The organism is Gammaproteobacteria bacterium (assembly GCA_034522055.1).
GTDB lineage: Bacteria > Pseudomonadota > Gammaproteobacteria > JAABTG01 > JAABTG01 > JAABTG01.
Window position 1 is genome coordinate 526,102 of sequence record JAXHLS010000002.1, and the last position, 26,566, is coordinate 552,667.

The following is a 26,566-nucleotide window of genomic DNA, read 5'->3' on the forward strand; positions in this document are numbered from 1 at the left end:
GGCCACCGCTCCCTGTTCACTGACGACATCGCCAACGGCCGCGCTGGACACGGGCCCCGGGCCCGGCCTTTACCGGCAAACAAAATCTGCCTAGGCAAGAAACATTCCCACTCCATGGCCGCCATGGCCCATCAATGACTTGGCGGCGGCACACGGCCTCCCAGGTACGCCATGTGTAAAAAAAACCGACACCCCCATTTGGGGGAGGCTCATTCCACCCGCGCGGAATACCGGGTCCCCTCGGGCAGGTCGATGCCCAGGCCGGGGGCCAGCCCCCCCAACGCCCGCAGCACCCGGTAGACCCCCAGCATCTCTGTATACAGGCCGGTAATGTAGGAAACCCGCGCCGACAGCAGCTCGTTCTCCGAGTCGAGGACATCCAGTAGGGTGCGCTGGCCGATGTTGAACTGCTCGAGGTAGGCCTGGAGCACCTGCTCGCTGGCCTCCACATGGGACAACAGGAAAGGTATGCGCTCCCGGGACGTGTCCCAGGCATTCCACTCGAGGTTCACCTCCTCGGCCGTCACGCGACGCTCATCGGCCACGCGGTTCATGGCCCGGCTGATGTCGTGGGCGGCCTGGCGGTGGCGGGCCGCATCGGCGCCACCCCGGTAGAGGTTATAGCGGGCCACGGCCATTAGGCGGGTATCGTTGTTGTCACCCTCCACGCCATCGATGTCCTCGTTCTCGTTCACCGACAGCTCGAGGTCGACACGCGGAAAGAAGGCGGAGCGGGTGGCGTCACGGGTGGCCCTGGCGGCTTCGAGTTCGGCGAGCGCGGTCTCGATGCGCGGATGCTCCTCGTTGGCCCGGCGCAGGGTCGCCGCCCGATCTTCCGGCAGCCTGGCGCGCGGGGGCTCGGGCCTCACCAGGCGGCCCGGGGGCGGGCCGACGACGCGCTCGAAGTTGGCCTCGGCGTTGCGGACGTCACGCCTGGCCCGGGACAGCCGGGACTCGGCGAGCGCGAGACGGCCCAGGGTCTGCTGGACATCGGCCTTGTTGCCGGCACCACCGCCGGAGCGGGCGCGGATCTTCTCGAGGATGTCACGGTGGGTGGCGACGTTACGCTCGGTGATGTCAACGATCTCGCGCCGGCGCAGCACCTCGAGGAAGGCCTCCGTGGCGCGCATCGCGTTGTCCTCGGCGGTATTGGCGAACCCCGTGGCGGCGGAGGCAATCAGGGCCTCGCTGCGCGCCACCTCGCTGCGGGTGCGAAAGCCATCGAAGAGCATCTGGCTCAGGGTCAGGTTGGCCTCCTCGCGATCCAGGTAGACATCGCCGTCGCCAGCGAGCCGGGTACTGGGGTCGTCGGTGCGCTCGCGGCCGAGGCCGATGGTGAGGTCAAGGGTCGGCAGATAACCCGCGAAGGCCTGGGTACGTCCCTCGTCGGCCGCGCGGCGCGCGTCCCGGCGGCCCAGGACCACGGGGTTGGTCGAAAGGGTGTGGCGGACCACCCCCTCGAGGGTAGTGAGGTCCACGGCTGTGGCCTCGGCTGCGGATACGGTCTGGATGGTGTGCAGCAGTAACGCCGCGATGGCGAGTATGGCCCCTTTCACGTCCCCCCCCTAAAAATTCCCTGTGTGACGTCAACGCCGACTCGCGGCGAACATTCTTGTATCAAGTATATTCTAAAAAATATCTTCTAAATAGACTATCTTGCGAAGCCCTGTAAAGTCGCCCGTGACCCTCAGAGGGCACCCGGCTCACCCATCATCAGGTGGCGGCGGATCTCGTCGGACTTGAAACCCAGGGCCATGGGCCGCCGCACACCGGCCAGGGTCACCACGTCGTAGAGTTCCTCCACGATGCCCTCGATGCGCACCGAATGCACCACGTCCCCCGACCTGAGATCGATGACCTCCAGGCCGCAGCGGGCCGTGGCCTTGCGCCGCGCCAGCTCGTCGTCGAGCACCAGGCCCTGGAAGGTCTTGTTGTGGCGGGGCAGCGACAGGCCCACCACGGCGTAGTTGCCGATGAAGCTCAGGCCGCGCATGTAGCCGGGACAGAAGGCCACCGGCTCGAACCGGCCCTTTTCCAGGTCGGCATAACCGAAGTAGCCGCGCCCGGAATCGAGCAGCCAGAGCCTGCCCTGGTACAACCGCGGCGAATGGGGCATGGAGAGGTCGCCCAGCACCACCTCGCCACTGGGCACCTCCATCAGCACCCCACCTTTGGAGCGGTGCTCCCGCCAGCCGTCAGCCACGTCGGACTCGCTCACGCTGGTCACGTAGCGGACCTGCCCATCCGCCGTCGCCAGGCCGTTGAGGTGGCAACGGTCCTCCGCCGCCAGCCTGGAGATGAAGGGCGGCTGCCACAGGGGCGTGAAGCTGTGGGTCTCACTGGTGGTGGCGAGGCAGCTGAACAGGGTGTTGACGAACACCGGGCGCCCGCTGGCGTCCACCGTGATGTCGTGGATGTCCAGGTCGCCGGTAACGTAGCCCAACTGCGGGATATACAGGGCATCGTAGCCGTCGTGTGCCTCCCCCGGCTCGAAGGCCTGTTCGAAGCGCCACAACTGGTACAGGGAACTCATGTAAAGGGTGCGCGCATCGGGCGAGGCATACATGCCCATGCAACGGTTGAAGGTGCGCTCGAAGATGGACAGGCGCTGGTCTGGGCCCAGGCCGATGAAGAACACCTTGCCCGTCTGGTAGGTGGTGAAGGCCAGGCTCGCCTTCTGCTCCGCGAGCCAGGCGGTGAACTGGCGGCTGGCGGAGATCTCCAGGCGGGGAGGTTGCTCGGCGCCGGCGGCGTTGGCCTCGTCCGTTGGGGTCATTCCTTGGATTCCGTGTTGATTCGGCAATGGATGTTAACCCCGAGACGTTAAGTAATAAAGGCGACGGGGGAAATACTCGGAACGGCCACATTGAACGACACCAAGTGTTGATGTCGTGATTCCTTCCTCACTCCACAACCTACAGGCTGACCCCCTGGCGCCAGAAAGAGGCGTAGGTCGGCTGCTCTTGGCAGCCGACGAGATTCGGCGGTTTGCGGGCGCGGATGTCGGTTGCCGAGAGCAACCGACCTACAGACTGCTTGACAGGAAATGGAGTATCTACGAGCTCCTGCGGCCCCGGAGATGGTGCTCGGCAGGGCGGGGGACCTGAGGGGAACGTCTCGCGCTCCCGCCGGTCGTTTATACTGTTGTCCGGTTCTTCAGCCGGACCCGGACACCACCTGGCGCACTAACGTGAAAGTCGCGAAGCACGATCTCCCCTCTCCCGCTGGGACAAATCCGTCGGGAACGGATTTGAACGCGCCTCGGCGCGGCCCGCAGGGCGCAGGGCAGGATGCCCGGAGTACAGGGATGGGGTGAGGGAACTCTCCTGGCGATACGCGCTCCGCTTTCATCATTTCGGGTAGCTCGTATCGCCATGAGAGTTAACCCGACGCCCCTCACCCCAACCGGAATCCACTCCATCCCTTGCTCCCCGTGACCCCATCCCGACACCGCCGGCAGCGCCCCTCGACCCGCCCCCCGGCGCCCGCCGCGGCAGGTAGCCCATGGGCCTGAGGACGGGCATTTTCCTCGCCCTCCTGGCCGCCGTGGGTTGGACCATCGGCTGGCAGGTCTACGAGCGCCTCGACCCGGGGGAGGCGGCAGCCGCGGACCAAGGCAAACCGGAACGACGGCCGGTGCCCGTGGAGGTGGCGGACATCGCTACGGGCACCATCGCCCTGCGCCGCCAGTTCACCGGCACCCTGGAGGCGCGGGCCGAGTTCGTGGTGTCGCCCAAGGTGGGCGGGCGGCTCGTGCGGTTGACGGCGGACCTCGGGGATGCCGTCAAGCGGGACGAGGTGGTGGCCCTCATCGATGATGCCGAACACCGCCAGGCCCTGGCCCAGGCCGAGGCGGATCTCGCCGTGGCCAGGGCCAACCTGGCGGAGGCGCGAAGCCAGCTCATCATCGCGGAGCGTGAGCTGGAGCGCATCGAGCAGCTCCAGCAGCGGGGCGTCAGTTCCGTGTCCCAGCGCGACGTGGCCATGGCCGATCAACTCGCCAAACAGGCCCAGGTGGAGGTGGGCCGCGCCCAAGTGGCGCGGGCGGAGGCGGCGGTGGAGACCGCGCGCATCCGCCTCGACTACACCCGGGTACGGGCGACCTGGCAGCAGGGCGACGGCGAGCGTGTGGTGGCCCAACGCTACGTGGACGAGGGTGAGACGGTGTCCGAGAACGCCTCCCTGCTGCGCATCGTGGCCCTCCACCCCATCACCGCGGTATTCCACGTCACGGAGCGGGACTACGCCCTCCTGGCACCCGGGCAGCGGGTGGACATCGGCACCGACGCCTATCCGGGGGAGGCCTTCCCGGGGACCATCTCCCGTATCGCCCCGGTGTTCCGGGAGGATACCCGCCAGGCCCGGGTGGAGGTGGCGGTGGAGAATCCGGATCTGCGCCTCAAACCCGGCATGTACGCCCGCGCCCGGGTGGTGCTGGACGCCGTTGACGGTGCCACCATCGTGCCCGAGCGGGCCCTGGCCAAGCGCGATGGCGAGGTGGGCGTGTTCGTGCTGGCCCCGGGCAGCGACCACGCGCGCTGGCGCCCCGTCACCCCGGGCATTCGCGAGGCCGGCCGCGTGCAGGTGAGCGGCGAAGGCCTCGAGGGTCGGGTGGTGACCCTCGGCCAGCAGTTGTTGGAGGACGGCTCCGAGGTGCTGCTGGCGGACGCCGGCGGAGGCCCGGGATGAACCTGGCCCGCGCCAGCGTGTGTCGCCCGGTGTTCACCGCCATGGTGACCCTGATGGTGGTGGTGCTGGGCTCCATGGCCCTCACCCGCCTGCAGATCGACCTCCTACCCAGCATCGAGCTCCCCACCCTCACGGTGCGCACCCAGTTCGACGGCGCCGACCCCATCGTGATGGAACGCCTGGTGACCCAGATCGTGGAGGAGGTGGTCGCCACCGTGCCCGGCGTGGAGGAGATGGTGTCCCAGTCCTACGAGGGCAACAGCAGCGTGCGGGTGAACTTCGGCTGGGGCACCGACATCGACACCGCGGCGGTGGACGTGCGCGCCACCCTCGAGGACGAGATCAGCGAGCTGCCCGACGACGTGGTGGGGCCGCGGGTCTCCAAGTTCGACGTGGACAGCTTTCCGGTGGTGCTGCTGGGGGTCTCCAGCTGGCTGGAACCGGTGGAGTTGACCCAGCTGGTGGAGGACCAGCTACGCTACCGCTTCGCCCGCCTGCCGGGGGTGGCACAGGTGGATCCCTGGGGCGGCTTCAACCGCGAGGTGCGGGTGGAGCTGGACCCGGCCCGGGTAAACGCCCTGGGGCTGCCCCTCAACGACATCACCGAGGCCCTGCGCGATGCCAACCTCGACCTGCCGGCGGGCAAGATCGAGGAGGGCCAGCACGAGGTCACCCTGCGCGCCCCCGCCGAGTTCCGGGACCTGGACCAGATCCGCGATACGGTCATCAGCCGCCGCGACGGCGTCACCGTCACCCTGGGCCAGATCGCCACGGTGCAGGACACCTACGAGAAGCTCTCCCGCATCATCCGCGTCAACGGCGAGCGCGGCCTGCGCCTGGCCATCCGCAAGCAGCCCGGGGCCAACACCGTGGAGGTGGCCCAGGCGGTGCTGGCCGAGGCCGAGGAAATCAACCGCGCCTTTCCCCAGGTGCGGGTGGTGCCGGTGATCAACCAGGGCAACTTCATCGAGCGGGCCATCGCCAACGTGGCCCGCACCCTGCTCTACGGCGGCGTGCTGGCGGTGCTGGTGCTGCTGTTCTTCCTGCGGGACCTGCGCAGCACCCTGGTGATCTCCCTGGCCATCCCCATCTCCCTCATCGCCACCTTCGCCCTGCTGTTCTTCGGCGGCTTTACCCTGAACCTCATGTCCCTGGGGGGCCTCGCCCTGGGAGTGGGCATGATGGTGGACAGCTCCGTGGTGGTACTGGAGAACATCTTCCGCCACCACCGCGCCGACGGTGCCACGGCGGCCACCGCCGCGGTGGAGGGCACCGGCGAGGTGGCCTCGGCGGTGGTGGCCGGCACCCTCACGACCCTGGTGATCTTCCTGCCCCTGGTGTTCGTGCGCGGGGTCTCCGGGGTGCTGTTCAAGGAGCTGGCTTACGTCATCATGTTCTCCCTGGCCTGCGCCCTGCTGGTGGCCCTGTCCCTGGTGCCCATGCTGGCATCGAGGCTACTGGCGAGCCCGCAGCCGCCCGGGGCCGGCGGCGGCCCGGACCGCCTGGCGGCCGGCATCGGTCGCGGCCTGGAGGCCCTGGAAAAAGGTTACGGGGCATTCCTCGAGACCGTGCTGGGATGGCGCTGGACCACCCTGCTGGTGGCCTTCGGCATCTTCGGTGCCACCCTGCTGCTGGCGCCCCTGCTGGGCAGTGAGTTCATGCCCCCCAGCGACGAGGGCGAGGTGCGGGTGACCGGCGAGATGGACGTGGGCACCCGCCTCGAACTCGTCGACCACCAGGCCCGGCTCATGGAGCAGCTCATCTACGACGCCGTGCCCGAGGCCGAGTCCTCGGTGGTGAGTGTCACCGCCTCCGGCACCCGGGGCAGCACCAAGGCCCGGGCCGAGGTGCGCCTGTCCCTGGTGCCCGCCCGGGAGCGTGAGCGCTCCAACACCGCCATCGCCGCGGATCTGCGGGAACGCCTGGAAGGCCGCATCCCGGGCATGAAGATCCGCACCCGCGCGCCCCAGGGCCAGTTCCTGCTGGAACGCCTGCTGCGCACCGACGAGGGTGTCACCGTGGAGGTGCGGGGCTTCGACCTCGACACCCTGGACCTGCTGGCCCACCAGGTGGTGGATAACATCGAGGACGTCCCCGGCATCACCGACGTGGAGTTCAGCCGCGAGGCCGGCATCCCCCAGCAGGAGATCGAGGTGGACCGGGGCAAGGTGGCAGATCTCGGCCTGGCGGTGCGGGACGTGGCCGAGGCCATACAGATCGCCGTGGCGGGGTCCAAGGCGGGGGAGTACCGCGTGGCGGGCAATTCCTACCGCATCCTGGTGCAGCTCGAGGACGCCGAGCAGCGTTCCCTGGACGAGATCCTGGACCTCACCCTGCGCACCCCCGATGGCCAGCAGGTGGCCGTACGCAACCTGGTGACCACGAAGACCGGCCGCGGGCCGGTGACCATCGGGCGCAAGGACCAGCAGCGCAAGATCACCGTCATCGGCAACGTCGCCGGGCGGGATCTCGGCTCGGTGGCCGCGGACGTGCAGCAGCGCCTGGAGCGCATCGCCCGCCCCGTGGGCTATGACCTCAACATCGAGGGCAACTTCGAGGAGCAGCAGAAGGCCTTCGACGAGATGGTGGTGTCCCTGGTGCTGGCCCTGGTGCTGGTCTACATGGTGCTGGCCTCCCAGTACGAGTCCTTCGGCGACCCCCTCATCGTCATGTTCACGGTGCCCCTGGCGGCCATCGGCGTCATCCTGACGCTGTTCCTCACCGACACCACCCTCAATCTGCAGTCCGGCATCGGCTGCATCATGCTGGCGGGCATCGTGGTGAACAACGCCATCCTGCTGGTGGACCAGGCCGGCCGCCTGCGCCGCGGCGGCATGGCCACCAACGAGGCGGTGGCCGAGGCCGGCCGGCGCCGCCTGCGCCCCGTGCTCATGACCAGCCTCACCACCATCCTCGCCCTCATGCCCCTGGCCCTGGGGATCGGTGAGGGCACCGACGCCCAGGCCCCCCTGGCCCGCGTGGTGGTGGGCGGCCTCGCCTCCTCCGCCCTCATCACCCTGGCGGTGATCCCCGTGGTCTACTCCCTGTTCCACCGCGGCGGGCGCCGCCGCCCGGCCGGGGATGCGGTGCCGGCGTAGGGCCGTCGGCTGCCAGGAGCAGCCGACCTACGCCAAGGCCCGCCCGTAGGTCGGTTGCTCCCGGCAACCGACATCCGCGCCGGCAAACCGCCGGGGTCCGGTCGGGGTTCCTCCTGAATCCTGTCATGGAGTAACTTGACCCCAAATGGGGGTTATTCTTATACGTAACTGGAGTGTTCGTTCGTTTCTGGAACACGCCCTTACACGGTACAGGTAAACACGAACCTGGATGCATTACCCGACGATCAGGCCGTTAACGCTTAAGAGCGATTGAAGGAGACCACCATGCAACCCGTCAAACAGGACGCCCTGGAGACCATTGATAAACTGCCCGATGACACCGACATGGACGAGATCATGTACCAGCTCTATGTGCTGGATAAAATCCGCAAGGGTCAAGTGGCCGCCGAACAGGGCAAAACCACCGCCAGCGAGAATTTGAAGCGCGAGATCGATACATGGTGATCTGGTCGGACCCGGCCAAAGCTGACCTGCGCGCTATTCACGACTTCATCGCCCACGACTCGGCGCACTACGCCAGGAAGGTCACCCAGGATATCGTGATCAGAACCGATGGGCTTGATGAACTGCCACGCTGGGGGAAGATGGTGCCGGAACTCGGCAGTGAGACCATCCGCGAGTTGTCGCTTTACTCCTATCGCATCCTCTACGAAATCAAGGCACCGGACATCGTCGTGCTGGCCGTGATCCACAAAAGAAGAGATTTGCAGCCGGAGATGATTGAACGCTAACCCCCGCACAGGACAAACGGCTAAAACAACAAGCGCCGCATAGCGGGATGTGGGCGGAGTGGTGGTGGGCGGCCTCGCCTCCTCCGCCCTCATCACCCTGGCGGTGATCCCCGCGGTCTACTCCCTGTTCCACCGCGGCGGGCGCCGCCGCCCGGCCGGGGATGCGGTGCCGGCGTAGGTCCGTCGGCTGCCGGGAGCAGCCGAGCTACACCCCTCTCCGCACGTACAGCGGCCGGCTCATGGGCCGCCCGGCGCCTTGATGCGATTGCCCAGATCGGCGGGGGCATGAAAAACGAAGGCCCGCCCCCGCTTTCCCTGATCCAGCAACCCGAGTTCAGCCAGTTTCTGCAGGTCGGTACGTGCAGTCTGGGTCGTGACACGATGAGAACGTTGATGACTCTTGACCGTATAACCATGGCCGGCATGGCGCAGGGCATGACTCAGCAACGCCATCTGACGATGGTTGAATCGGTCGGCCAGACGAGGCGCATGGCGGAGGAGGTTTTCGGCGCTCTGCTGTTCGCGGATCTTCCGGTTGAGATACTCGTGCAGCCCATCGATGGCCTTCTGAATGATCCGCAGATGGTAGAGCACGAAGTAGGTCGCATCGTTATCGTCGGTTTCGGTGTGCAGGTAGGCTCGGGCATACCGGGCCGGGGCCTGCACCAGCAGGCGCGAGATGGACAGGTACTCCATCAGCCAGTATCCCGACCGCACCATACTCCAGTAGAACAGGGCGCGAGCCGTACGGCCGTTACCGTCGACGAAGGGGTGATCGTAGCCGAGCATGAAATGTACCAGGATGGCTCGAATGACGGGGTGCACAAAAGGTTCTTGGTCATATTCCCGGTTGGCGAAGGCACAGAGGCGCTCCAGGCGCGCCCCCAGGCTGGCGGCTGCGGGCGGTTCGTGAAGTACCGCTGTCCCGGTGGGATCCGTGACGACGATGCGCTCGTCGGCACGGCGGAAGCGACCGGCGGCAGCGGGGTCATCCAGGGTGTCGCCGGTGGCCATGCGGTGTAGTTCCAGGATACGGGCGGGCGTGAACGGCTCGTTCCTGATCTGCCGGATCTCCTCCATCACCAGGTAGTTGTTCACGATCATCCGTTCGCTGCGATCCCGAGGCTTGCGTCCACTGCGCAGCATGTTCCGCGCTTCTTCCCCGGTAGTGGACGCCCCCTCGAGCTGGCTCGAAGTGATGGCCTCTTCCATCAGCGAACTGACCAGATAGCGATCGCGATCTTCTCCGGACACGACCTGCCGTTCCATGGCGATCTCGCCGGCCGCGTGCCGGTCGATCTCGTGCAAGGCCTCGAGTACCGCATCGGGCATGACGAAGACCATCGGGTGGTCATATTTGTCTACTAGCGGAAGGGGTTTCTCCATGCCGCGGCGGGCCATCTTGAGGCCGGCCCACCACTCTTCGTGGCTGAGTCCCTCCGGCGGATTACGGTGACGCAGTTCATCCCAATGCAGATAAAGCCCCTCGTGGGTGGGCGACATACCGAATAGTTCCGTGAAGCGCTGCGCACCGACCTGCTGCATCAGTATTTCGAATTTCGGCGGTGTCAGGGGTATCTTCATGCGGCCATGGGGTAAGTCGCAGGTCCGCTGCCCGCGGGTAAAAAGCTAATTTTGTATAAGTTAGCATTTAATTGGCCCCATTCAATCGGCCATTAGCCATGATTATCCGGTCCATGGGCACTTAAGTGCTAATTTATCTTAAATTAGCACTAAATTAACCCTTGACTCTCAGGCCCCGGCAGGGGAACGGGGCTGGAACGTGCGGCAGGATCTGTTCGGGCCCAGGGGCAACCGGCCGGGGCCCGCCACCCGTCCGCCAGACTGGGCAGCCATGCCAGGGCCCGGGAACCCAGGCGCGGTGCTGTCTCGACGCACAGCTTGACTCAGAGTCCCGCGACCATGAGCGCATGGAGTTCGTAGTGGGACTGTCGGCTGCCAGGAGCAGCCGACTCACGCCCCTGGATCAGGGAACGCCCACCTCGGCAGACACACGGACCAGCAGGGCCGAGAAGAATGCCCGGTCCGCGGCATCGAGGTCGTGGTGGCCGGCCAGGAACTCGCCCACCTCGAGCGCCGAGCATCGCCCCATCAACCTGCCGTCCTCCCTGGTGAGGGACTCCCGCACGAAGTCGGCGGCGGAGCCATGACACTGGCTGCACTCGTTCATGAAGCGCGGTGGTGAGGTGGCCTGGGCGAGCAACATGCGGTAGAGACCGTCGGCGTCCTGGCCCTGGGCGTAGTGATGACCCATGAATTCCTTGATATCCCGCGCGGGGCGACCCCGCAGCTCGCCGTCCTCCACCGCGAGCCAGGCGCGGGCGAATTCGCCTGAATGGCCGTGGCATTCCGCGCAGCGGTCATCCCACATCCGGTGCAGATCACTGGCTGCGGCACCCGGCATAGCCAACACGGCACCGCACCCGATGCCTATCGCCCAGCGCCGAATAAGTGCCGGTGAGAAAAACAACCGATTGATAATCTTCATGTTCCGCTTGACCGTCGAGCGAGTGACAATAGCTAATATAGGCGTGATTGGCCGCCACATCATCTCTCCGCATCACCCCCACCCCGCCAGCCACAGCCGCAGCCGCAGGCCCCAGGCGCTGGTGTAGCCGCGGGTGACGAAGCGGATATGGCCGTCGCCGTCCAGCACGAACACCGCCGGCACGCCGCGCACGCCGTAGCGTCCGGCGAGGACGCCCGTGGCATCGGCGATGGCGGGCCAGTCCAGACCGGCCTCCTCCAGATAGGCCGCCACCTCCGAAGCCGGCCCGGAATGCAGCGCCACCGTGACCCCCGGGTGGTCGGCGAGGATGCCGTCCATGGCGCCCTGGCTGGCGGCGCACAGGGGGCACCACTCGGCCCAGAAGTAGATCAACGACGGACGCCCCTGGAGGGCGGCGAGGGAGAAGGACCGGCCGTCGGTGAGGGTGGCGGCGATGGCGGGCGCGGGGCCACGGGCCGCGTCCCGGGTCATGAAGCGCTCCACCCCCAGCAGGATGACCACCAGCAATAACAGCTCACCCGCCAGGACGGTGAGCCGGCGCGGCGTCAGGCGACCGCGCAGCCAGGCCCCGGCACGCCGGCGCTCATCAGGCGCCATGACCGCGCCCCTCCGGTCGCCCCCGGTAGGCCGCAAGGGCCGTCGGCGCCCGCCACCAGCCCGCCAGGCGGGGCAGCCATGCCAGGGCCCGGGGCCCCAGGCGCGGCACCGCCTCGACGCACAGCTTGACCCAGATCGCCGCCACCATGGCATCCAGGGCCCGGGGATCGTAACGCCCCACGGCCCGGTTCGCGGCCCGGATCCCCTCCAGCCACGCCCGGGCCCAGGCCAGATAGTCCTCGTCCAGGCCCCCTTCCAGGTGGCGGACGCGCCACAGGGCGTAGTGGCGCGCGAGGTCGTCGTCACCGGGCTCGAGCCCGAGGGCACGGAGTTCCGCGGCCATGATGGCCAGTTTCCTTTCCCGGCCGAGTTCCCAGGTGGCACGCGTGAAGCGGCCCTCGTGCTGGCGCGCGTAGACCAGCACCTCCGGCAGGTTGGCCAGCCGGTGATGCACCGCCATGCGGGCATGGAGCTCGTAGTCCTGGCAGCGGGTGAAGGCCTCGTCGTAGCCGTACTCCCGGGCCACGGCCGTGCGCAGCATCACCGAGCGGTTGCGCAGGGCGCAGCGGAACAGCAGATGCACGTCCACGTCGGCCGCCCGCAGGGGCTCACGACGCACCCGGAGGCGGCGCCGACCGCCCGCATCCACATCCCGGCCCCAGGTCCCCACCACGGCGTGGTCGGGATGGGCGTCGAGAAACGCCACCTGACGCTCCAGGCGCCGGGGATGACAGAGGTCGTCGCTGTCCAGGTTGGCCAGGTACTTGCCCCGGGCCAGCTCCAGGGCATGGTTGCGGGTACGCGGGATCCCCTGGTTCTGCTCATGGCGGGCGATGACGATGCGCGAGTCGTGGAAGGCCTCCACCACGGCCACCGTGCCATCGCTGGAACCGTCGTCGATCACCAGCAACTCGAAGTCGGTGAAGGTCTGGGCGAGCACGCTGGTGACGGCGGCCGCGATGTGCGCCTCGCGATTGTAGGTGGGGATGAACACCGTGACCCGCGGTGCCCGGGAGCCTCCCTTCACAGACATGGCGCCGATGGGGCCGCGGGGCGGCCTCTACGCGGTGCCGGCACGACGCTATACTGTCGCCCCTTTGCCGGCCGGGTCTTCATCCCATGCAACGATTTCGATTTCACCAGTCCTCCGCCTATGGGGGTTGGCACCGCTTGCGGGCGGTGCTGCTGCGGATCCGCGGCGGCGGCATGGGGAAGTCCCAGCGCCTGTATTTCGTCACCCTCAATGGCCACCGCTACAAACGGTTGATCCTACAGGATTCCAGTACGGCCCGGGGTTTGGAGGCGCGCCTGGAACGGCTGGGCTTCGGGCCTGCCTTTCCCCGTGTGGTGACCCGCTATGAGAACGAGCTGTGGCTGGAGTTCGTGGACGGCCGGGCCGTGACCGCCGCGGACCCGACCCTGGTGGAGGCGGTGGCGGGTTTCTATGCCGCCCTGCATCACGACGGCCCCCGGCTGGCAACCCTCGAGGACAGTCGCCTGCTTCTGCGCCTGGGCCGGGACCTCGACTTCCTGCACCAGGCCGGGGTCCTGGACCACGAGCGCCGTACCCACCTGAAGGAGGCCGCCCACCGCCTGGCGCCCGCGACCCTGTGGATGGGCCTGGACTACGTGGACCCGGTGCTCAAGAACTTCGTGCTGCGGGATGACGGTGCCGGCCTGTGTGCCGTGGATGCCGAGAGCCTGGTGGATGACCATCCCCTCGGTAGCGGTATCGCCAAGGCCCTGATCCACTGGCTGCGGCCCTGGGAAGAGGACTTCTGGGGTCACTTCGAGGCCGCGGGCGGACCCGCCATCCGCGAGGCCTTCCCCTTCGTGGAACTCTGCTTCGTCGCCCGCTGGACCAAGACCAAGGTGCTTACCGGCAAACACAAGGTGGTTGATCCGCGTCACTTCGAACCATTCCTTGTAACCCCATCCGGCTGAAGTCCAAGGCATGGGTTCCATGCCCCGGCACTGGCCAAACCTCGACGGGGGCGAGGGCCACAGCCCGTGGGTTGCCCCGTCGCCAGCGTCCCTGGATGCCGGCTTGCGCCGGCATGACCATTGATGCGGCCGACATGACGATTCATGCGCCGGCATGACGTTCGACCGACCGAGCCCAGGGGGTCTGTCTCGCCCTTGGTGACGGAAGACCGGCAACGTCTGCGCGGACGATTCAACGCGCCTCAGGCGTCCACTGCCTGGCCCGTGGCGAGACGACCATCACCCGATACACCGCCGCCCGGTACCTCTCGCCAGTGCCGCTCCCCCAGCCCCTCACGGATCCACGCCACGGTGAGCGCCAGCTCGTCGGGGGGCGGGATGGGCGCCGGGCCTTCGCTCTCCGCTCCCAGGGGCCGCACCAGGCCCCGGGCCAGCAGTTCCTGGTGCAGCCGCCCCATGTCCCGGGCCGTCTGCAGGACCCCTGCGGCCACCAGGCGGTCGCGCCAGCGGCCCCGCCAGTCCTGCTGCCGCGGCGTACCCCGGTGGCTCGCCATGGGGTTGCTGCCGGTGAGGAACTGCCCGACGCCCCGCACCCAGCACCCCAGGCCGGGGGCGGCCTCCGCCAGGGGGAAGAGTTCCACCGGGCGCCCGGTGGCCACCGTCTCCGCCAACATGGAGGCGCTGTCGCCGGTCACCACGAAGCGGTCACAGGAGGCCAGATAGACCCCCAGCGGGTTGGTCTCAGCACCGGCGCCCCAGCGGTGCCGATGGGCCGGCACGTCGATGGCATCGAACAGCGCCGTCACCGCCGCCGCCGGCGTGCGCGGGCTGGTGGTGAGCAGCAGTGACCCACCATGGCGGCGCGCGAGGTCATTGAGCAGCCCCCCCAGACGCCGGCCTTCGGTGGCATCGAAGCGGTAAGACAGGCTGCCACCACCCACCAGGACACCGATCCAGGGGCGTGGCAGGCCGGCGAAGGCCTCCTGCCAGTGGGCCGTCTCGGTGGGATCATCCTGGGCGGGCGGGCGATTGAGAGGCAATACATTGCACCTGACGTTGTCGCGCAGGGGCAGGCCGTACTGGGGCGTGGTCACCACCAGGTCGAAATGGTGCAGTGGCGCCCAGGGCCGTCCCAGGTGGACGAGCTGGGTGTGCCCCCCGGATTGCGCCTTTATCCAGCGCGCCACCGGCACGCTGCGCTTGCCGCAGGCCAGGACCACATCGGGCCACGGTGCCTCCAGGGGGTCACTGGCGGCGCCGTCCACACTCCACCTCGATGGCCCCGCCAGCCCGTTGGGGAGATGATGAAAGGCATTGTAGGCTAGGCGCTTCTCCTCCCAGGGCCAGCCCAGGGCACGCGCCAGAGTCCGCAACTGCTCCGCATCCCCGTGGCGATGACCCGTGAGCACCCATACCCGCGGCGGGCGAGCGGGGTTCAGCACCCCCTCCCGCGCCGGGGCCTGGGCGCACAATCGGGTGCGCGCGCCCAGAGGATGGTAATCCAGGTGCCAGGCCAGGTGGGGATGACGGGCCGCGACGCGGCGCAGCTCGCGGCGCCACCAGTATTCCCGGCGGTGGCCGAGGGCGCCGTCGGCCACCACTGGCTGCTCCGCCACGGTGACGTAGAGCACCCGCCGGGCACGCCGGGCCAGGGCATCGAGCACCCAGGGCACGTCCTCGGCCGGCAGGTGCTCCAGCACCCCGGCCACTGCCACCATGTCGGCGGGGGCTGCGGGCCACTCGCCATGGCCGAAATCCCACGGCCACACCACCGTCACCGGCAGGGGTGGCGGCACCTCCGCCATGCCGCGGGGACCACACCACAGCAACTCCCGCACCCCCCGCTCCCGGGCCAGGGCCACCACCCCGTCGCCGGCCGGCCGGCCGGCGGCCGCCCTTTTTTTTTCTCCCGGGGCCTCTCCCGGAGTCTCTCCCGAAGCCTGGCCCAGGGCCTGGCGAGCCGCCGCGAACCAGGGGCTCGGGACGTCCTCCGAAAACACCTCGTAATCGTCGTCATCGGCGGCCCGCTGCAGTTCCTCCCACACCTCGGCCAGGGGATTGCTGTGGTAGGAGTAGGCGGTGGGCGCCGGCTGCCAGGGCTGCAGATGCAGCGCCGTGTAATGGAGCACCCCGGAACGGGCGGTCACGTATTCCAAATCCCGGGCGTTCCAGCGGCCGTCCAGGGGCCCCCACAGCCCCGCCTGCGCCGGCGCCCGGGTCAGCTCACGCTTGCGGCCGTGCCGGGCCTGCTCCAGGTTCCACCATGGGGCCATGCGCTCGCAGTCCATGACCATCACCGAGGTGTCCTCGGCTGAGACGGCGAGATAACCCGCCTCCCCCAGGGGCAGATCGAACAGTTGCCCCGGATCCACGGTGTAGATCTGGTCCACGTCGTTGTAGATGGCCCGCCCGCTACACCCCCCGAACTCGGGGATGGCGAAACGGTACTGGGTGAAGCCCGTGCGCCAGCCCCGGCGCCGGAAGCCCGGCAGATTCTTCATGAGATACACCCGGTACTCCCGCCCCGGGTCACGGTGGCGCGCCACCGAGTACATGAACACACGGAAGGCCCGGGACTGGTTGTCCTCGGTACCGAGAAAGATCCGCACCGGCTCCGCGCCGCCCCTGGCCTCGCCGCTGGCCGGCATCACCACGCAGGGAGGATGACCCGGCGCCGCCGGCGGTTCGACCTTCGAGGTCATGGATTCAGGCATCCCTTGCACGGGGACAGGGCTCTGGCATTGGCATGGGGTGAATGGGGCACCTTCATATAAGGGGTTCCAAAAAGGTATTTTCAGCGGATTCGATTCCAGGGCGCAACTTGCGTGGTGGTCCCACGCATCGAGGGCGAACCAGCGGGCGAGTGACGGGAACCCGTTATCTGTTCCCGGGTCGAAGCGAAGCACAGACATCCCGGATGAGGCCCATGACCCCCACTCCCCGCAGGCGTTTCCTGGTCACCGCCGGCGGCGTCCTCGCCGCCGCCGCATCTCCCCCCTTGGCCGCGGCACTGACGGCCACGCCGCGCCAGCCCGTGGGCCCGTTCTATCCGGTGGAGCTGCCCCTGGATGATGACAACGACCTCACGCGGGTGGCGGGAGTCGATGCGCCGGCCAGGGGCCACCACGCGGAACTCACCGGCCGGCTCCTGGACGGCAACGGCCGGCCCCTGGGGGGGCTGCGGATGGAAATCTGGCAGTGCGATGCCAACGGCCGCTATCACCATCCGCGGGATGGTGGCGATGGTCGCCGCGACGCTGGCTTTCAGGGCTTCGGCCACACCATGACGGACGGTGACGGCCGCTACCGCTTCCGCACCATCCGCCCGGTGCCCTACCCCGGGCGCACCCCTCACATCCACATCGCCGTCAGGCCCCTGGGCGAGCGACCCTTCGTGACCCAGCTCTACGTGGCGGGTGAGGAGCGCAACGACGGCGACTTCCTCTATCGGCGGGTGCCCGCGGAGAAGCGGGAGCTCGTTACCGCGGCCTTCCGGCCTGCCGGGGATGGTGAGTTGCTCCAGGCCCGCTGGGACGTGGTGCTGGGCCAGACCCCGGCCTGAGGACCGCCCGCGCCAGGCCGGCCCGCGAAGGGCCCTGAGCAACGCACCCTGGCGGAAAGAGAAGCCATGGACTTTATTTAGAGGGTGACACCTCCACGGAAGGTCCCCGGGGCGGAAAGGGGGGATGGGGTTGCACCGGAGCCGCGGAGGTGTCCCTTCTCAAGACCTCTTACTATGCGGAATGCTTTCAGGCTTGGAACCGATTTCGGGATCATTTCCTGCTTCAAAATAGAGGCCCAGATAGTAGGATCGATTGGTCTTCCAGAGACGGTCCAGGATCCTGTCCAGTCGGATGGCAAACCACCATGAAAGGAAAATCAGAGGCCGCAATTTCAGAATGGACGAGAATTGATGGACGGCCACCGTGAATGCCCCCAGGCCATGGGGGCGAACCACGATATTGGAGTACCCGGCATTGCTCAGCAGTATCTCCAGGGCTTCGTGGGTGAAACGCCAGTAATCCGTCGGGTCCTTGTGGTATCTATGGAGAAAAGGGACGGCACCGAACAGGCGTCCCCCGGGCTTCAGGACTCTGCGGATTTCCCCGAGAACATTGTTCGTATCGAACACATGTTCGAGCACATTGAACAACAGGACATTATCGAAGGTGGAATCCGAAAGAGGAAAACGCGCATTCAGATCAATCTTCAAAACATGGTCTTCGGTGGAGTAGAGATCCGAGAAGGTCAGTTGGGTATCGTCTGCCTGGGTGATGAACTCGTAATAGGATGAGGTGCCGTTCTTTGCACCCAGGTCCAGACACACCCCATGGAGCCTGACAAAGGCCGAGACGTCATGGTTCTGAACAGCTCTGAGCAACGAACTGCCCTTCATACATTCCCTGAAAAGAAACGCCCCTTTCACTCGAACCCCATATGCATGACTATGGAGTTGCGCAGCAGCGGATAGCGCCGGCAGTACAATCCGTCCATGAGGCCCCGGGGCCGTAGGGGCGATAGGGGCTTCAACGGGCCGCCGTGGCAGAGGCTGAAGCGGCGCGGCGACAAGCGCGCATCCATGGCTACCTTGGCCAAGGTGTAAGGCGTGAACCAGAAACGGTGGTCGGAGTTGATGCGCTCGACGTTGCGGCGGGCCTCGCGGGCATTGCGGTGAGAGAAGCCATTGGGGACCGTCACCACCAATTCCTCGACGCGCCCTATGAAACGCTGCCGGAGGCCGGCGAGGAAGCGTACGGGATCACCGATGTGTTCCAGCACCTCGGGTAGGAGCAGATAATCCCAGTGCTGGGCCATGAGGGGCTCACAGGGATCCTCGAGGATATCCAGGGCCGCCGCATCGACGTAGCCCAGGGTGTCACGCATATACTCGATGCCCTCCTCGTCCAGGTCCACCCCGAAGCAACGGGCGGCGACCCCGTGGAGGGCCTCGTGGAGCCACCGGCCCTGCTCCATCTTCTTTCTGATACCCGCCACGCCATGGTCCACGCAGCCCACGTGGATGACCTGCCGGCCGGCCACCAGGCGGGTGAGCACATCGAAACGCGATTCATAAACGGCGTCACCGGACTCCAGAGCGAAGGTGGCCACCAGATCGTTGGAGAAACGTTCGCCCCGCAAGTAAGCCAGGGTCTCTGCGGTAAGTCTCACGGCGACGTCTCTCCTGTCGTTGGCCCCATGGCGCGATCATTCACCGCGGCAGCGGCCGACACCCGGCGACGACCTTCCAGGGGGGCGCCCGGTAACAGTAGGTTCAGATAACCCCGGGCGCTGCGCGCCTGGCTGAAGTCGCCACCGCGCCGGCGCAGGGTGTCGGCCGTTAGCGGGGCCTCCAGGGTACGGGCCATGGCCGCGGCGAGGGCGGCGGCGTCGCCCACCGGCACCAACTCGCCGTAACGGCCGCCCTCCAGGATCTCCGCCGGGCCGCTGGGACAGTCGGTGCTCACCACCGGGCAACCACAGGCCAGGGCCTGGATGAGCACCCCCGGCAGCCCCTCGTAGTCCGAGGACAGGACGAACAGGGACGCCCGGGCGAAGGCCGCGTAGGGATTCTCGACGAAGCCGGGCAGGGCCACGTCGACCGCGATGCCGAGTTCCCGGACCAGGGCCTCCAGCCGCCCCCGCTCGGGCCCCTCCCCCAGGATCACCAGCCGCGCCTCCCGGCCCGCCCGCAGGCGGGCGAAGGCCTGGAGCAGCAGGGGAAAGCGCTTCTGGGGCGCCAGCCGCCCGGCCCCCACGATCACCGGCGGGCCGCCGTCGGCCAGCCAGGGGTGGGGTGGCGGGGCGGCGGCGCGGGCGGGCAGTTCGGGGGTGACCACGGGATTGTAGACCGTGGTGATGGCCGTGCGGGACAAGCCCGTGGTGGCGGCGAGATCGTCGGCGACGCCATCGGACACGGCGGCGATGCCGTCGGCCCACGGGTAGGTGTGGGCCACCAGGGGGGCGATATGGCGCCAGCGCCATTTGCGGCTGCGGGCGATGGATTGGGACAGCTGGGTGCGCTCGCTCACCACCACCCGGGTGGGTGCGCCGGCGAGGCGCCGTGCCCACAGGGCCAGCAGGTTGGTGGGGGTCTTGGCCGCCAGCAGGGCCGCGGGGCGCGCCGCGGTCAGATAGCGGGCGAGGTCCCTGACGTAGGGCTGGACTGGCGCCGGGCGCAGGGGCAACAGGGCCGGGCGGGCGAGGACGCCGCGCCCGCCTGCGTCCAGACGGGCGAGGCGCAGACGGGCCGCCAGCCCACCCTCGGGATGTAGAGCCACCACCCGCACCCCCGCCGGCACCATCTCCCGGTAAGGTCCCTCGGCGCGGCACAGTACCAGCTCCACCGGATGGCCGAGGTCCTGGAAGCCCCGGGCCAGGTCCAGGATGGAACGGCCGACGCCACCGGCGGCCAGGGAGGGCAGGAGCAGGGCGATGGGGGCTGGGTCGGGATGGTTCATGGGACCATAGGTTCGGTGGTGACCAGACGGGGAGCGGCTGGCCTCAGAAGATCCGGTTCAGGCCGTTGAGGGCCGCCACCCGGTAGGCCTCGGCCATGGTGGGGTAGTTGAAGGTGGTCTCGGCGAAGTAGCGCAGGGTGTTGCCGCCATCGGCGCGACTCATGACCGCCTGGCCGATGTGGACGATCTCCGCGGCCTGCTCGCCGAAGCAGTGCAGCCCCAGGATCTCCAGGGTCTCGCGGTGGAACAGGATCTTCAGGACCCCGGTGGTATGGCCGGTGATCTGGGCCCGGGCGAGGCTGTCGAAGCGGGCCTGACCAATCTCGTAGGGCACGTTGTCGGCCGTGAGCTCGCGTTCGGTGCGGCCGAGGCAGCTGATCTCGGGCACGGTGTAGATCCCCGAGGGCATGTCCTCGATGAGGGCCCAGTCGCCCTGCCCGGCCAGGATGTGGGAGGCGGCGAAGCGGCCCTGGTCGTGGCTGGCGCTGGCGAGCCCCGGCAGACCCACCACGTCCCCCACGGCATAGATGTGGGGCAGGGCGGTCTGGAAATCGCCGTTCACCGCCACCTGGCCGCGCTGGTTCACGCCGATGCCCAGGGCCTCGAGGCCGAGGCCCTCGGTGTTACCGCTGCGGCCGTTGGCCCACAGCAGGATGTCGGTCTTGAACTGCTTGCCCGAGACACAGTGGAACACCACGCCGTCCTCCCGAGCCTCCACGCGCCTGAAGTCCTCGTTGTGGCGGATCACCACGCCCAACTCCCGCAGGTGGTAGGACAGGGCGTCGGTGATCTCGTCGTCCAGGAAGGACAGCAGGCGGTCGCGAGTGTTCACCAGATTCACCTTGAGATCCAGGGTGGCGAAGATGGAGGCGTACTCGCAGCCGATGACGCCAGCACCGAACACGGTGACCGAGCGCGGGGTGTGGTCCAGGTCCAGCACGGTGTCGCTGTCCACCACCCGCGGGTGGCCGAAATCCACCTCCGGGGGGTGGTAGGGACGGGCACCGGTGGCGAGGATGATGTGGTCCGCCGCCAGGGCATCGCCCCCCTGCGCGCCCTCCAGGGCCACCTCGTGGGGGCCGACGAGACGGGCCCGGCCGTGGATCAGATCCACGCCGTTGCGCACGTAGTGGCGCTGGCGGATGCGAACCTGCTCGGCGGTCACCTGGCCGGCATCCCGCAGCAGATCCGGGTAGCTCACGGACAGGGCCCCCACCTGGTCGCGGAACAGGGGATGGCGGCGATAGTCGGCCACCAGCTGGACGCTGTGGCGCAGGGCCTTGCTGGGGATGGTGCCGTAATGCAGGCAGTTGCCGCCCACCTTATCCATGGCCTCCACCACCGCCACCCGGCGCCCGTCCTTGGCCAGGGCCATGGCCGCACCCTCCCCCGCCGGGCCGCTGCCGATGATGACGGCGTCGTAGGGGGTGCCGGCCACCAACTCAGTCCGCCGGCACCAGGCGGCGGCGATTGAACTCGGCGATGCGCTCCCGCAGGTGGGCGATGGTCTGCTGGGTCAGCACGCTGCGTCGCTCGTCCCGCAGCTCACCCCCCAGCAGGTCCTTGAGGCGCTGCCCGGTATTGAGCATGAGTTCCAGCCCCACCTGGCCATCCACCGGCCCGGGCAGTTGCATGAACAGCGCCAGGCCGGGGGTGCTGAAGTCCTCCATGGCATCGGGGTCGAAGGTGCCGGGCTCCACCAGGCTGGCGACGCTGAACACGGCGACGCCGGCTGGGTTTGCGGCCATGCCGTAGTGGTGGAAGATGTCCATGTCGCCGAAGGTGAGACCCACCTCGTCGAAGGCGCGCAACAGCCCGGGGCCCGGGTAGGGGGCATCCGCGGGGGCCAGCAGGCTGAGGGCGATGATGAGATATTCGTCGCGGGCGGGCGAAGGCCGGGGACCGGTGGCATGGCGGCCGCCATCACGCCCGGGCGCCGGGGGCTCCGGGGCCGGCGGCGGGCGGCGGGCCGGCGCGTGGTCCTCGGGGTCCGCCCGCAGCCCCCCGAGGTCTCCCAGGTCCATGTCCTCGTCGGCCCGCCCATCGGCGCCCGCGCCGCCACCACGGTCCACGCGGCGGATCTCCCAGCTATCCAGCTCGTCGTAGAGGTCCACGTCGTCGTCCCCGCTCCGGGTGACCACGAAGTCGAGTTCGGCCTCCTTGCGGCGCCAGCGGATATAGCCGTAGACGCCGGCCGCCGCCACCGCGGCCAGGACCACGAGAATGGTGATCAGGGATTCCATAGGGCTCTCCTAGTGTCCTGTCCCGTGAGAATGTTCAAGAGGTCGCGCCGGGCGCCGCGTGCCAGCCAAGGCGAGAGAAGGAGGCATAGCACCGCTATGGCGACGACGAACAACGCCGCATGACGCGGCGCGAACCAGCGAGAATTGAATGATTCTTGCGGGACAGGACACTCTAGCTTGCCGCCATCTCCAGGGCGGCCTCCACGTCCACGGCCACCAGCCGGGAGACGCCGGGCTCGTTCATGGTCACGCCCACCAGAAAATCCGTCAGCTCCATGGTGAGCTTGTTGTGGGAGATGATCATGAACTGCACGCGGTCGGACATGGAACGCACCAGGTCACAGAAGCGGCTCACGTTGGCATCGTCCAGGGGTGCATCCACCTCGTCGAGCAGGCAGAAGGGGGCGGGGTTGAGCTTGAAGATGGAGAACACCAGGGCCACGGCGGTGAGGGCCTTCTCGCCACCGGAGAGCAGATGGATGGAGCTGTTGCGCTTGCCCGGCGGGCGCGCCATCACCGTCACGCCGGTCTCCAGCAGGTCGTCGCTGGTGAGTTCCAGATAGGCGTGGCCGCCGCCGAACAGCATGGGGAAGAGTTCCTTCATGCCCGCATCCACCTGCTCGAAGGTCTCCTTGAAGCGGGTACGGGTCTCGCGGTCTATCTTGCGCATGGCCCCCAGCAGGGTCTCCAGGGCCTCCGTCAGGTCTTCATGCTGGGCGTCCAGGTACTGCTTGCGCTCCGACTCCTGGTCGTACTCCTCGATGGCCGCCAGGTTGATGGGGCCGAGGCGGGCGATGCGCTGGCCCAGGGCCTCCAGGGCCTCGGACCAGGGGCCTTCGGCGGCGTCTTGCGGCAGGGCGGCCTCGACCTGCTCCCGCTCCTGCCCTTCCGCCTCCAGGGCCTCCAGCAGGCCCTGCTTGCGCACCCGGATCTCCTGTTGGCCCATGCGTGCCTGCTCCAGTTCGCCGCGGGCCCCCTCGGCCTCCTGCTCGGTGGCGCTGCGCCGTCCCGCCAGTTCCCGCATCTCGTGGTCGAGGGCCTCCACCCGGGCCCGCGCATCCCGCAGCTCGCCCTCCACGGCGAGGCGCTGGGCCAGCTTCTGCTCCAGCTCGCCCTGGGTCTGCTCCATGGGCTCCGCCATCTCGGCGAGGCTGCCCTTCACCTCCTCCACCCGCGCCGCCAGCACCTCGCTCTGGCGCGTGGCCCGGGCGATCCCCTGTTCAAGGGATTCCCGCCGCGAGCGCGCCGACTCTAGCCGCAGGGCCAGCTGCTGGGTCTCGTCCCGCACCGCCTGATGGCGGCGCCGGGCGTCGTCCACGGCCCCCCGCAGGCCGTCCCGTTCCCGGGCCAGACCCTCACGCTCGGCGGCGTGGCGCTCCATGGCCTCCACGTAGCCCTGCAGCTCGCCGCGGGAAGCCGCCAACACCTGTTCGTTGCGGGCCTGCTCCGCACCGATCTCCTCCAGCTCCCGGTCGATGGCGGTGAGGCGCTGGCGGGCCCGTTCGAGATGGGCCTCCCGCGCACCCACCTGGGACTGGGTGGCGCTGGCCTGGCGTTGGGCCTCCCGCAGGGCCTGCTGGAGCTCGCGCAGCTCCCCCTCCACCTGTCCCTGCTCGCCGCGCACCGCCTCCTGGCGCGCCGTGACCTCGCCGACGCGCTCCTCATGGGCGGTGATCTCCCGGTGCAGTTCCCGCATCGCCTGCTCGCGGGCCAGCACGCCGGCGCCCGATTCCTCGGAGCGGTTCACGCGCAGCCAGTTGCGGCCCAACCATACCCCCTCGGGACACACCACCGACTCCGCCACCGCCAGGGAGGGGCGCAGGGCCAGGGCGGCGTCGAGGGTATCCGCGGTGCGCACGCCGGCCATCATGGCCCCCACCATCCACGGCGCCGCCACCTTGGATAGCAGGCCATCGGAGGCCGTTGCCGTCTCTTCCACCACGCCGCTGTCCACCAGGCCCAGCATGCCCTGCTCGAACTCGTCCACGGCCGCCGCGGCGGCGGCGAAGCGCTCCGTACACACCGCCTCCAAGTGGTGGCCCAGCACCGTCTCCACCGCCCGTTCCCAGCCGGGCTCGACTGTCAGGGCCTCGGCGAGGCGGCGCTCTCCCGCCACGTCGCGCGCCGCCAGCCACGCCGCCACCGCACCGCCTTTGGCCAGCACCTGCTCCTGCAGGGCCTCCAGGGACGCCAGCCGTCCCCGCGCCTGCTCCAGCCCCTGGCGGGCGGCATGGAGCTGATTGGCCAGCTCGGCCCCCTGCTCCCGCAGCTCGCTGCCGCGGCCCTGGGCCTGGCGGGTCTGATCATCCAGGCGCTGCTGCTCGCCCTGGGCCTGTTGCAGGCGCTCCCGCAGCTGCGCCAACTCCTGCTCCAGACCATCGGTGCCGAGACCACCGCGTTCGCCCTCGAGACGCTGGCGGCGACTACGCAGGCGGTCCAGCCCCTGGTCGAGATTATGGATGCGGGTGCGTTCCACCTCCGCCTGGCGGGCCTTCTCGGCGGCATCCTGGTTGAAGACCTCCCAGCGCTCCTGCCATTCCCGCAATGCGCTCTCGGCACTGCCCAGGGCCTCGGCCTCGGCCGCCTCGTCGCCGCGCAGGGCCTCGAGACGCGGGCCATCCCGCTCCAGCAGGGTCACCAGCTCTGCCAACTGGCGCCGATCGTCGCTGATGTGGCTGTCCGCCTCCGCCACCGCCTCCGCGGCGCGCCGGGACTCCCGCTCAAGCTGCTCGCGCCGTTCCCGCAGGTGCTGGATGGCCTGCTCCAGGCGCGCCACGTCCGCCCCCACGCCGTAGTACCGCGACTGCACCGCGTTGAAGGCGTCGTTGGCCTCCACGTGGGCCTCGCGGCGCTGCTCCATCTCGCTTTCCGTGTCCCGGATGGCCGCCACCAGCCGCTCGTAGGCGGTCTCCAGTTCCCGTACCCGGCGCTGCTCCTCGGTATCCCGGCGGTCCAGGGCCTGCCACCGCAATACCGTGAGTTCCGCCTTCAAACGGCGCTCCTCGGCCTTCATCTCCTTGTACTTCTCGGCGTTGCGGGCCTGGCGCTGGAGGCGTTGCAGTTGCTTGTCCAGCTCGTCCCGCACGTCGCCGAGGCGGGCCAGGTTCTCCTCGGTGTGGCGCATGCGGTTCTCGGTCTCGCGGCGGCGCTCCTTGTACTTGGAGATCCCCGCCGCCTCCTCGATGAAGCCCCGCAGCTCCTCGGGCTTGGCCTCGATGACGCGGGAGATCATGCCCTGCTCGATGATGGCGTAGCTGCGCGGCCCGAGGCCGGTACCCAGGAACACATCCATGATGTCGCGGCGCCGGCAGCGCACGCCGTTGAGGAAATAGCTGGACTGGCCGTCCCGGGACACCTGACGCCGCACCGAGATCTCGTTGTACTCGGCGTACTGCCCCCCCAGCAGCCCCTCGCTATTGTCGAACATCAGCTCGATGGTAGCCTGGCCTACCGGCTGGCGGGTATTGGAGCCGTTGAAGATGACGTCCGCCATGGAGTCGCCGCGCAGGTGCTTGGCGGAACTCTCGCCCATCACCCAGCGTATGGCGTCGATGATGTTGGACTTGCCGCAACCGTTGGGGCCCACGATCCCCACCAGGTTGCTGGGCAACACCAGGGAGGTGGGATCGACGAAGGACTTGAAGCCCGCGAGCTTTATCTTGGCCAGACGCATGGATCAGCCCGCACGGCCCGTCGGGTGGGCGCTGGGGATGCAGGGGGATGGGCGGATCGCAGTAGGTGCCATAAGGCGCTCGATTCTAAACCAAGCGGGGCGCCTTGACAGCAGTGGGCCCGTTGCGGTGATGTGGCGGGGAAATCCACCACCCACAACGACACCATCATGACCAGCCAACCCAGCAACGACCTCGAGACCTTCGACAACCCCCAGCCGGAGCGGGACTACACTATCCGCATCCGCGTCCCCGAGTTCACCTGCCTGTGTCCCAAGACCGGGCAGCCCGATTTCGCCACTCTGTACTTAGACTACGTGCCCGAGCGCCGCTGCGTGGAGCTGAAATCCCTCAAGCTCTACGTGTGGTCCTTCCGGGACCAGGGGGCGTTCCATGAGGCCGTGACCAACCGCATCCTCGACGACCTGGTGGCGGCCGTGGCGCCGCGCTTCATGCGCCTGACGGCGGAGTTCAGCGTGCGCGGCGGCATCTACACCACGGTGGTGGCCGAACACCGGGACCCGGCATGGGAGCCCCCGGCCCGGGTGGAGTTGCCCTGACCCCGGCGCAACCGGAGCCGCAAG

At 68.3% G+C, this 26,566-nt stretch carries 21 protein-coding genes; 8 read left to right on the plus strand and 13 right to left on the minus strand.

Going from position 1 to position 26,566, the window contains the following annotated elements:
• Nucleotides 1-209 precede the first annotated feature (209 nt).
• Both U5S82_02505 and U5S82_02510 read right to left on the minus strand, forming a co-directional pair.
• Entirely contained in the window at nucleotides 210-1,556 is a 1,347-nt protein-coding gene (locus U5S82_02505; GenBank protein ID MDZ7750540.1) for a TolC family outer membrane protein, read from the minus strand.
• Between the two features lie 131 nt (nucleotides 1,557-1,687).
• A complete protein-coding gene (locus U5S82_02510; protein MDZ7750541.1) occupies nucleotides 1,688-2,776 on the minus strand; it encodes a TIGR03032 family protein in 1,089 nt (362 codons plus the stop codon).
• A 728-nt stretch (nucleotides 2,777-3,504) separates the two neighbouring features.
• Here U5S82_02510 and U5S82_02515 point away from each other — a divergent pair.
• The 5 genes from U5S82_02515 to U5S82_02535 all read left to right on the plus strand — a co-directional run bounded on the left by U5S82_02515 (nucleotide 3,505) and on the right by U5S82_02535 (nucleotide 8,717).
• The gene (locus tag U5S82_02515; protein ID MDZ7750542.1) at nucleotides 3,505-4,689 is read left to right on the plus strand and encodes an efflux RND transporter periplasmic adaptor subunit; all 1,185 of its coding nucleotides are present in this window, start codon (nucleotides 3,505-3,507) and stop codon (nucleotides 4,687-4,689) included.
• Nucleotides 4,686-7,787, plus strand: coding sequence for an efflux RND transporter permease subunit (locus U5S82_02520; protein ID MDZ7750543.1), 3,102 nt, complete (start codon nucleotides 4,686-4,688; stop codon nucleotides 7,785-7,787). Before U5S82_02515 ends, U5S82_02520 begins: the two co-directional genes overlap by 4 nt.
• Before the next feature lie 285 nt (nucleotides 7,788-8,072).
• The gene (locus tag U5S82_02525) at nucleotides 8,073-8,252 is read left to right on the plus strand and encodes a hypothetical protein (protein ID MDZ7750544.1); all 180 of its coding nucleotides are present in this window, start codon (nucleotides 8,073-8,075) and stop codon (nucleotides 8,250-8,252) included.
• Nucleotides 8,246-8,539 carry a type II toxin-antitoxin system RelE/ParE family toxin gene (locus U5S82_02530; protein ID MDZ7750545.1) on the plus strand — a complete coding sequence of 98 codons (294 nt, stop codon included), beginning with the start codon at nucleotides 8,246-8,248 and terminating at the stop codon, nucleotides 8,537-8,539. The genes U5S82_02525 and U5S82_02530 overlap by 7 nt, the downstream gene beginning before the upstream one ends.
• A 49-nt stretch (nucleotides 8,540-8,588) precedes the next feature.
• Nucleotides 8,589-8,717, plus strand: coding sequence for a hypothetical protein (locus U5S82_02535; protein MDZ7750546.1), 129 nt, complete (start codon nucleotides 8,589-8,591; stop codon nucleotides 8,715-8,717).
• Between the two features lie 59 nt (nucleotides 8,718-8,776).
• On the opposite strand, the gene U5S82_02540 is transcribed toward U5S82_02535, so the two are convergent.
• From U5S82_02540 to U5S82_02555, 4 genes are all read right to left on the minus strand, one after another.
• Nucleotides 8,777-10,123, minus strand: a complete 1,347-nt coding sequence (locus tag U5S82_02540) for a Fic family protein (protein ID MDZ7750547.1) — start codon at nucleotides 10,121-10,123, stop codon at nucleotides 8,777-8,779.
• A gap of 403 nt (nucleotides 10,124-10,526) precedes the next feature.
• Nucleotides 10,527-10,973, minus strand: a complete 447-nt coding sequence (locus U5S82_02545) for a hypothetical protein (protein MDZ7750548.1) — start codon at nucleotides 10,971-10,973, stop codon at nucleotides 10,527-10,529.
• A gap of 147 nt (nucleotides 10,974-11,120) precedes the next feature.
• On the minus strand, nucleotides 11,121-11,666 hold the full coding sequence (locus U5S82_02550) for a protein disulfide oxidoreductase (protein ID MDZ7750549.1): 546 nt from the start codon (nucleotides 11,664-11,666) through the stop codon (nucleotides 11,121-11,123).
• Entirely contained in the window at nucleotides 11,656-12,699 is a 1,044-nt protein-coding gene (locus U5S82_02555; protein MDZ7750550.1) for a glycosyltransferase family 2 protein, read from the minus strand. Before U5S82_02555 ends, U5S82_02550 begins: the two co-directional genes overlap by 11 nt.
• A gap of 86 nt (nucleotides 12,700-12,785) precedes the next feature.
• Between U5S82_02555 and U5S82_02560 the strand changes: the two genes are divergently transcribed.
• Nucleotides 12,786-13,610: a hypothetical protein gene (locus U5S82_02560; GenBank protein MDZ7750551.1), complete on the plus strand. Its 825-nt coding sequence runs from the start codon at nucleotides 12,786-12,788 to the stop codon at nucleotides 13,608-13,610.
• Nucleotides 13,611-13,852: 242 nt separating this feature from the next.
• Here the strand turns inward: U5S82_02560 and U5S82_02565 are convergent, their stop codons facing one another.
• A complete protein-coding gene (locus tag U5S82_02565; protein MDZ7750552.1) occupies nucleotides 13,853-16,312 on the minus strand; it encodes an ELM1/GtrOC1 family putative glycosyltransferase in 2,460 nt (819 codons plus the stop codon).
• 224 nt (nucleotides 16,313-16,536) lie between these two features.
• Between U5S82_02565 and U5S82_02570 the strand changes: the two genes are divergently transcribed.
• Nucleotides 16,537-17,172 carry a protocatechuate 3,4-dioxygenase gene (locus tag U5S82_02570; GenBank protein MDZ7750553.1) on the plus strand — a complete coding sequence of 212 codons (636 nt, stop codon included), beginning with the start codon at nucleotides 16,537-16,539 and terminating at the stop codon, nucleotides 17,170-17,172.
• Nucleotides 17,173-17,331: 159 nt separating this feature from the next.
• Here U5S82_02570 and U5S82_02575 read toward each other — a convergent pair whose 3' ends face one another.
• The 6 genes from U5S82_02575 to smc form a co-directional block, all read right to left on the minus strand.
• Entirely contained in the window at nucleotides 17,332-18,036 is a 705-nt protein-coding gene (locus U5S82_02575; GenBank protein ID MDZ7750554.1) for a methyltransferase domain-containing protein, read from the minus strand.
• On the minus strand, nucleotides 18,033-18,779 hold the full coding sequence (locus tag U5S82_02580; protein MDZ7750555.1) for an SAM-dependent methyltransferase: 747 nt from the start codon (nucleotides 18,777-18,779) through the stop codon (nucleotides 18,033-18,035). The genes U5S82_02575 and U5S82_02580 overlap by 4 nt, the downstream gene beginning before the upstream one ends.
• Entirely contained in the window at nucleotides 18,776-20,068 is a 1,293-nt protein-coding gene (locus U5S82_02585; GenBank protein ID MDZ7750556.1) for a glycosyltransferase, read from the minus strand. The genes U5S82_02580 and U5S82_02585 overlap by 4 nt, the downstream gene beginning before the upstream one ends.
• Nucleotides 20,069-20,111: 43 nt before the next feature.
• Complete coding sequence (gene sthA / locus U5S82_02590; protein MDZ7750557.1) at nucleotides 20,112-21,506, minus strand: Si-specific NAD(P)(+) transhydrogenase; 1,395 nt, start codon at nucleotides 21,504-21,506, stop codon at nucleotides 20,112-20,114.
• 4 nt (nucleotides 21,507-21,510) lie between these two features.
• Nucleotides 21,511-22,311, minus strand: coding sequence for a cell division protein ZipA (gene zipA / locus U5S82_02595; GenBank protein MDZ7750558.1), 801 nt, complete (start codon nucleotides 22,309-22,311; stop codon nucleotides 21,511-21,513).
• Between the two features lie 172 nt (nucleotides 22,312-22,483).
• Nucleotides 22,484-25,984 carry a chromosome segregation protein SMC gene (gene smc, locus U5S82_02600; protein MDZ7750559.1) on the minus strand — a complete coding sequence of 1,167 codons (3,501 nt, stop codon included), beginning with the start codon at nucleotides 25,982-25,984 and terminating at the stop codon, nucleotides 22,484-22,486.
• Nucleotides 25,985-26,152: 168 nt separating this feature from the next.
• Between smc and queF the strand changes: the two genes are divergently transcribed.
• The gene (gene queF, locus U5S82_02605; GenBank protein MDZ7750560.1) at nucleotides 26,153-26,542 is read left to right on the plus strand and encodes a preQ(1) synthase; all 390 of its coding nucleotides are present in this window, start codon (nucleotides 26,153-26,155) and stop codon (nucleotides 26,540-26,542) included.
• Nucleotides 26,543-26,566 lie beyond the last annotated feature (24 nt).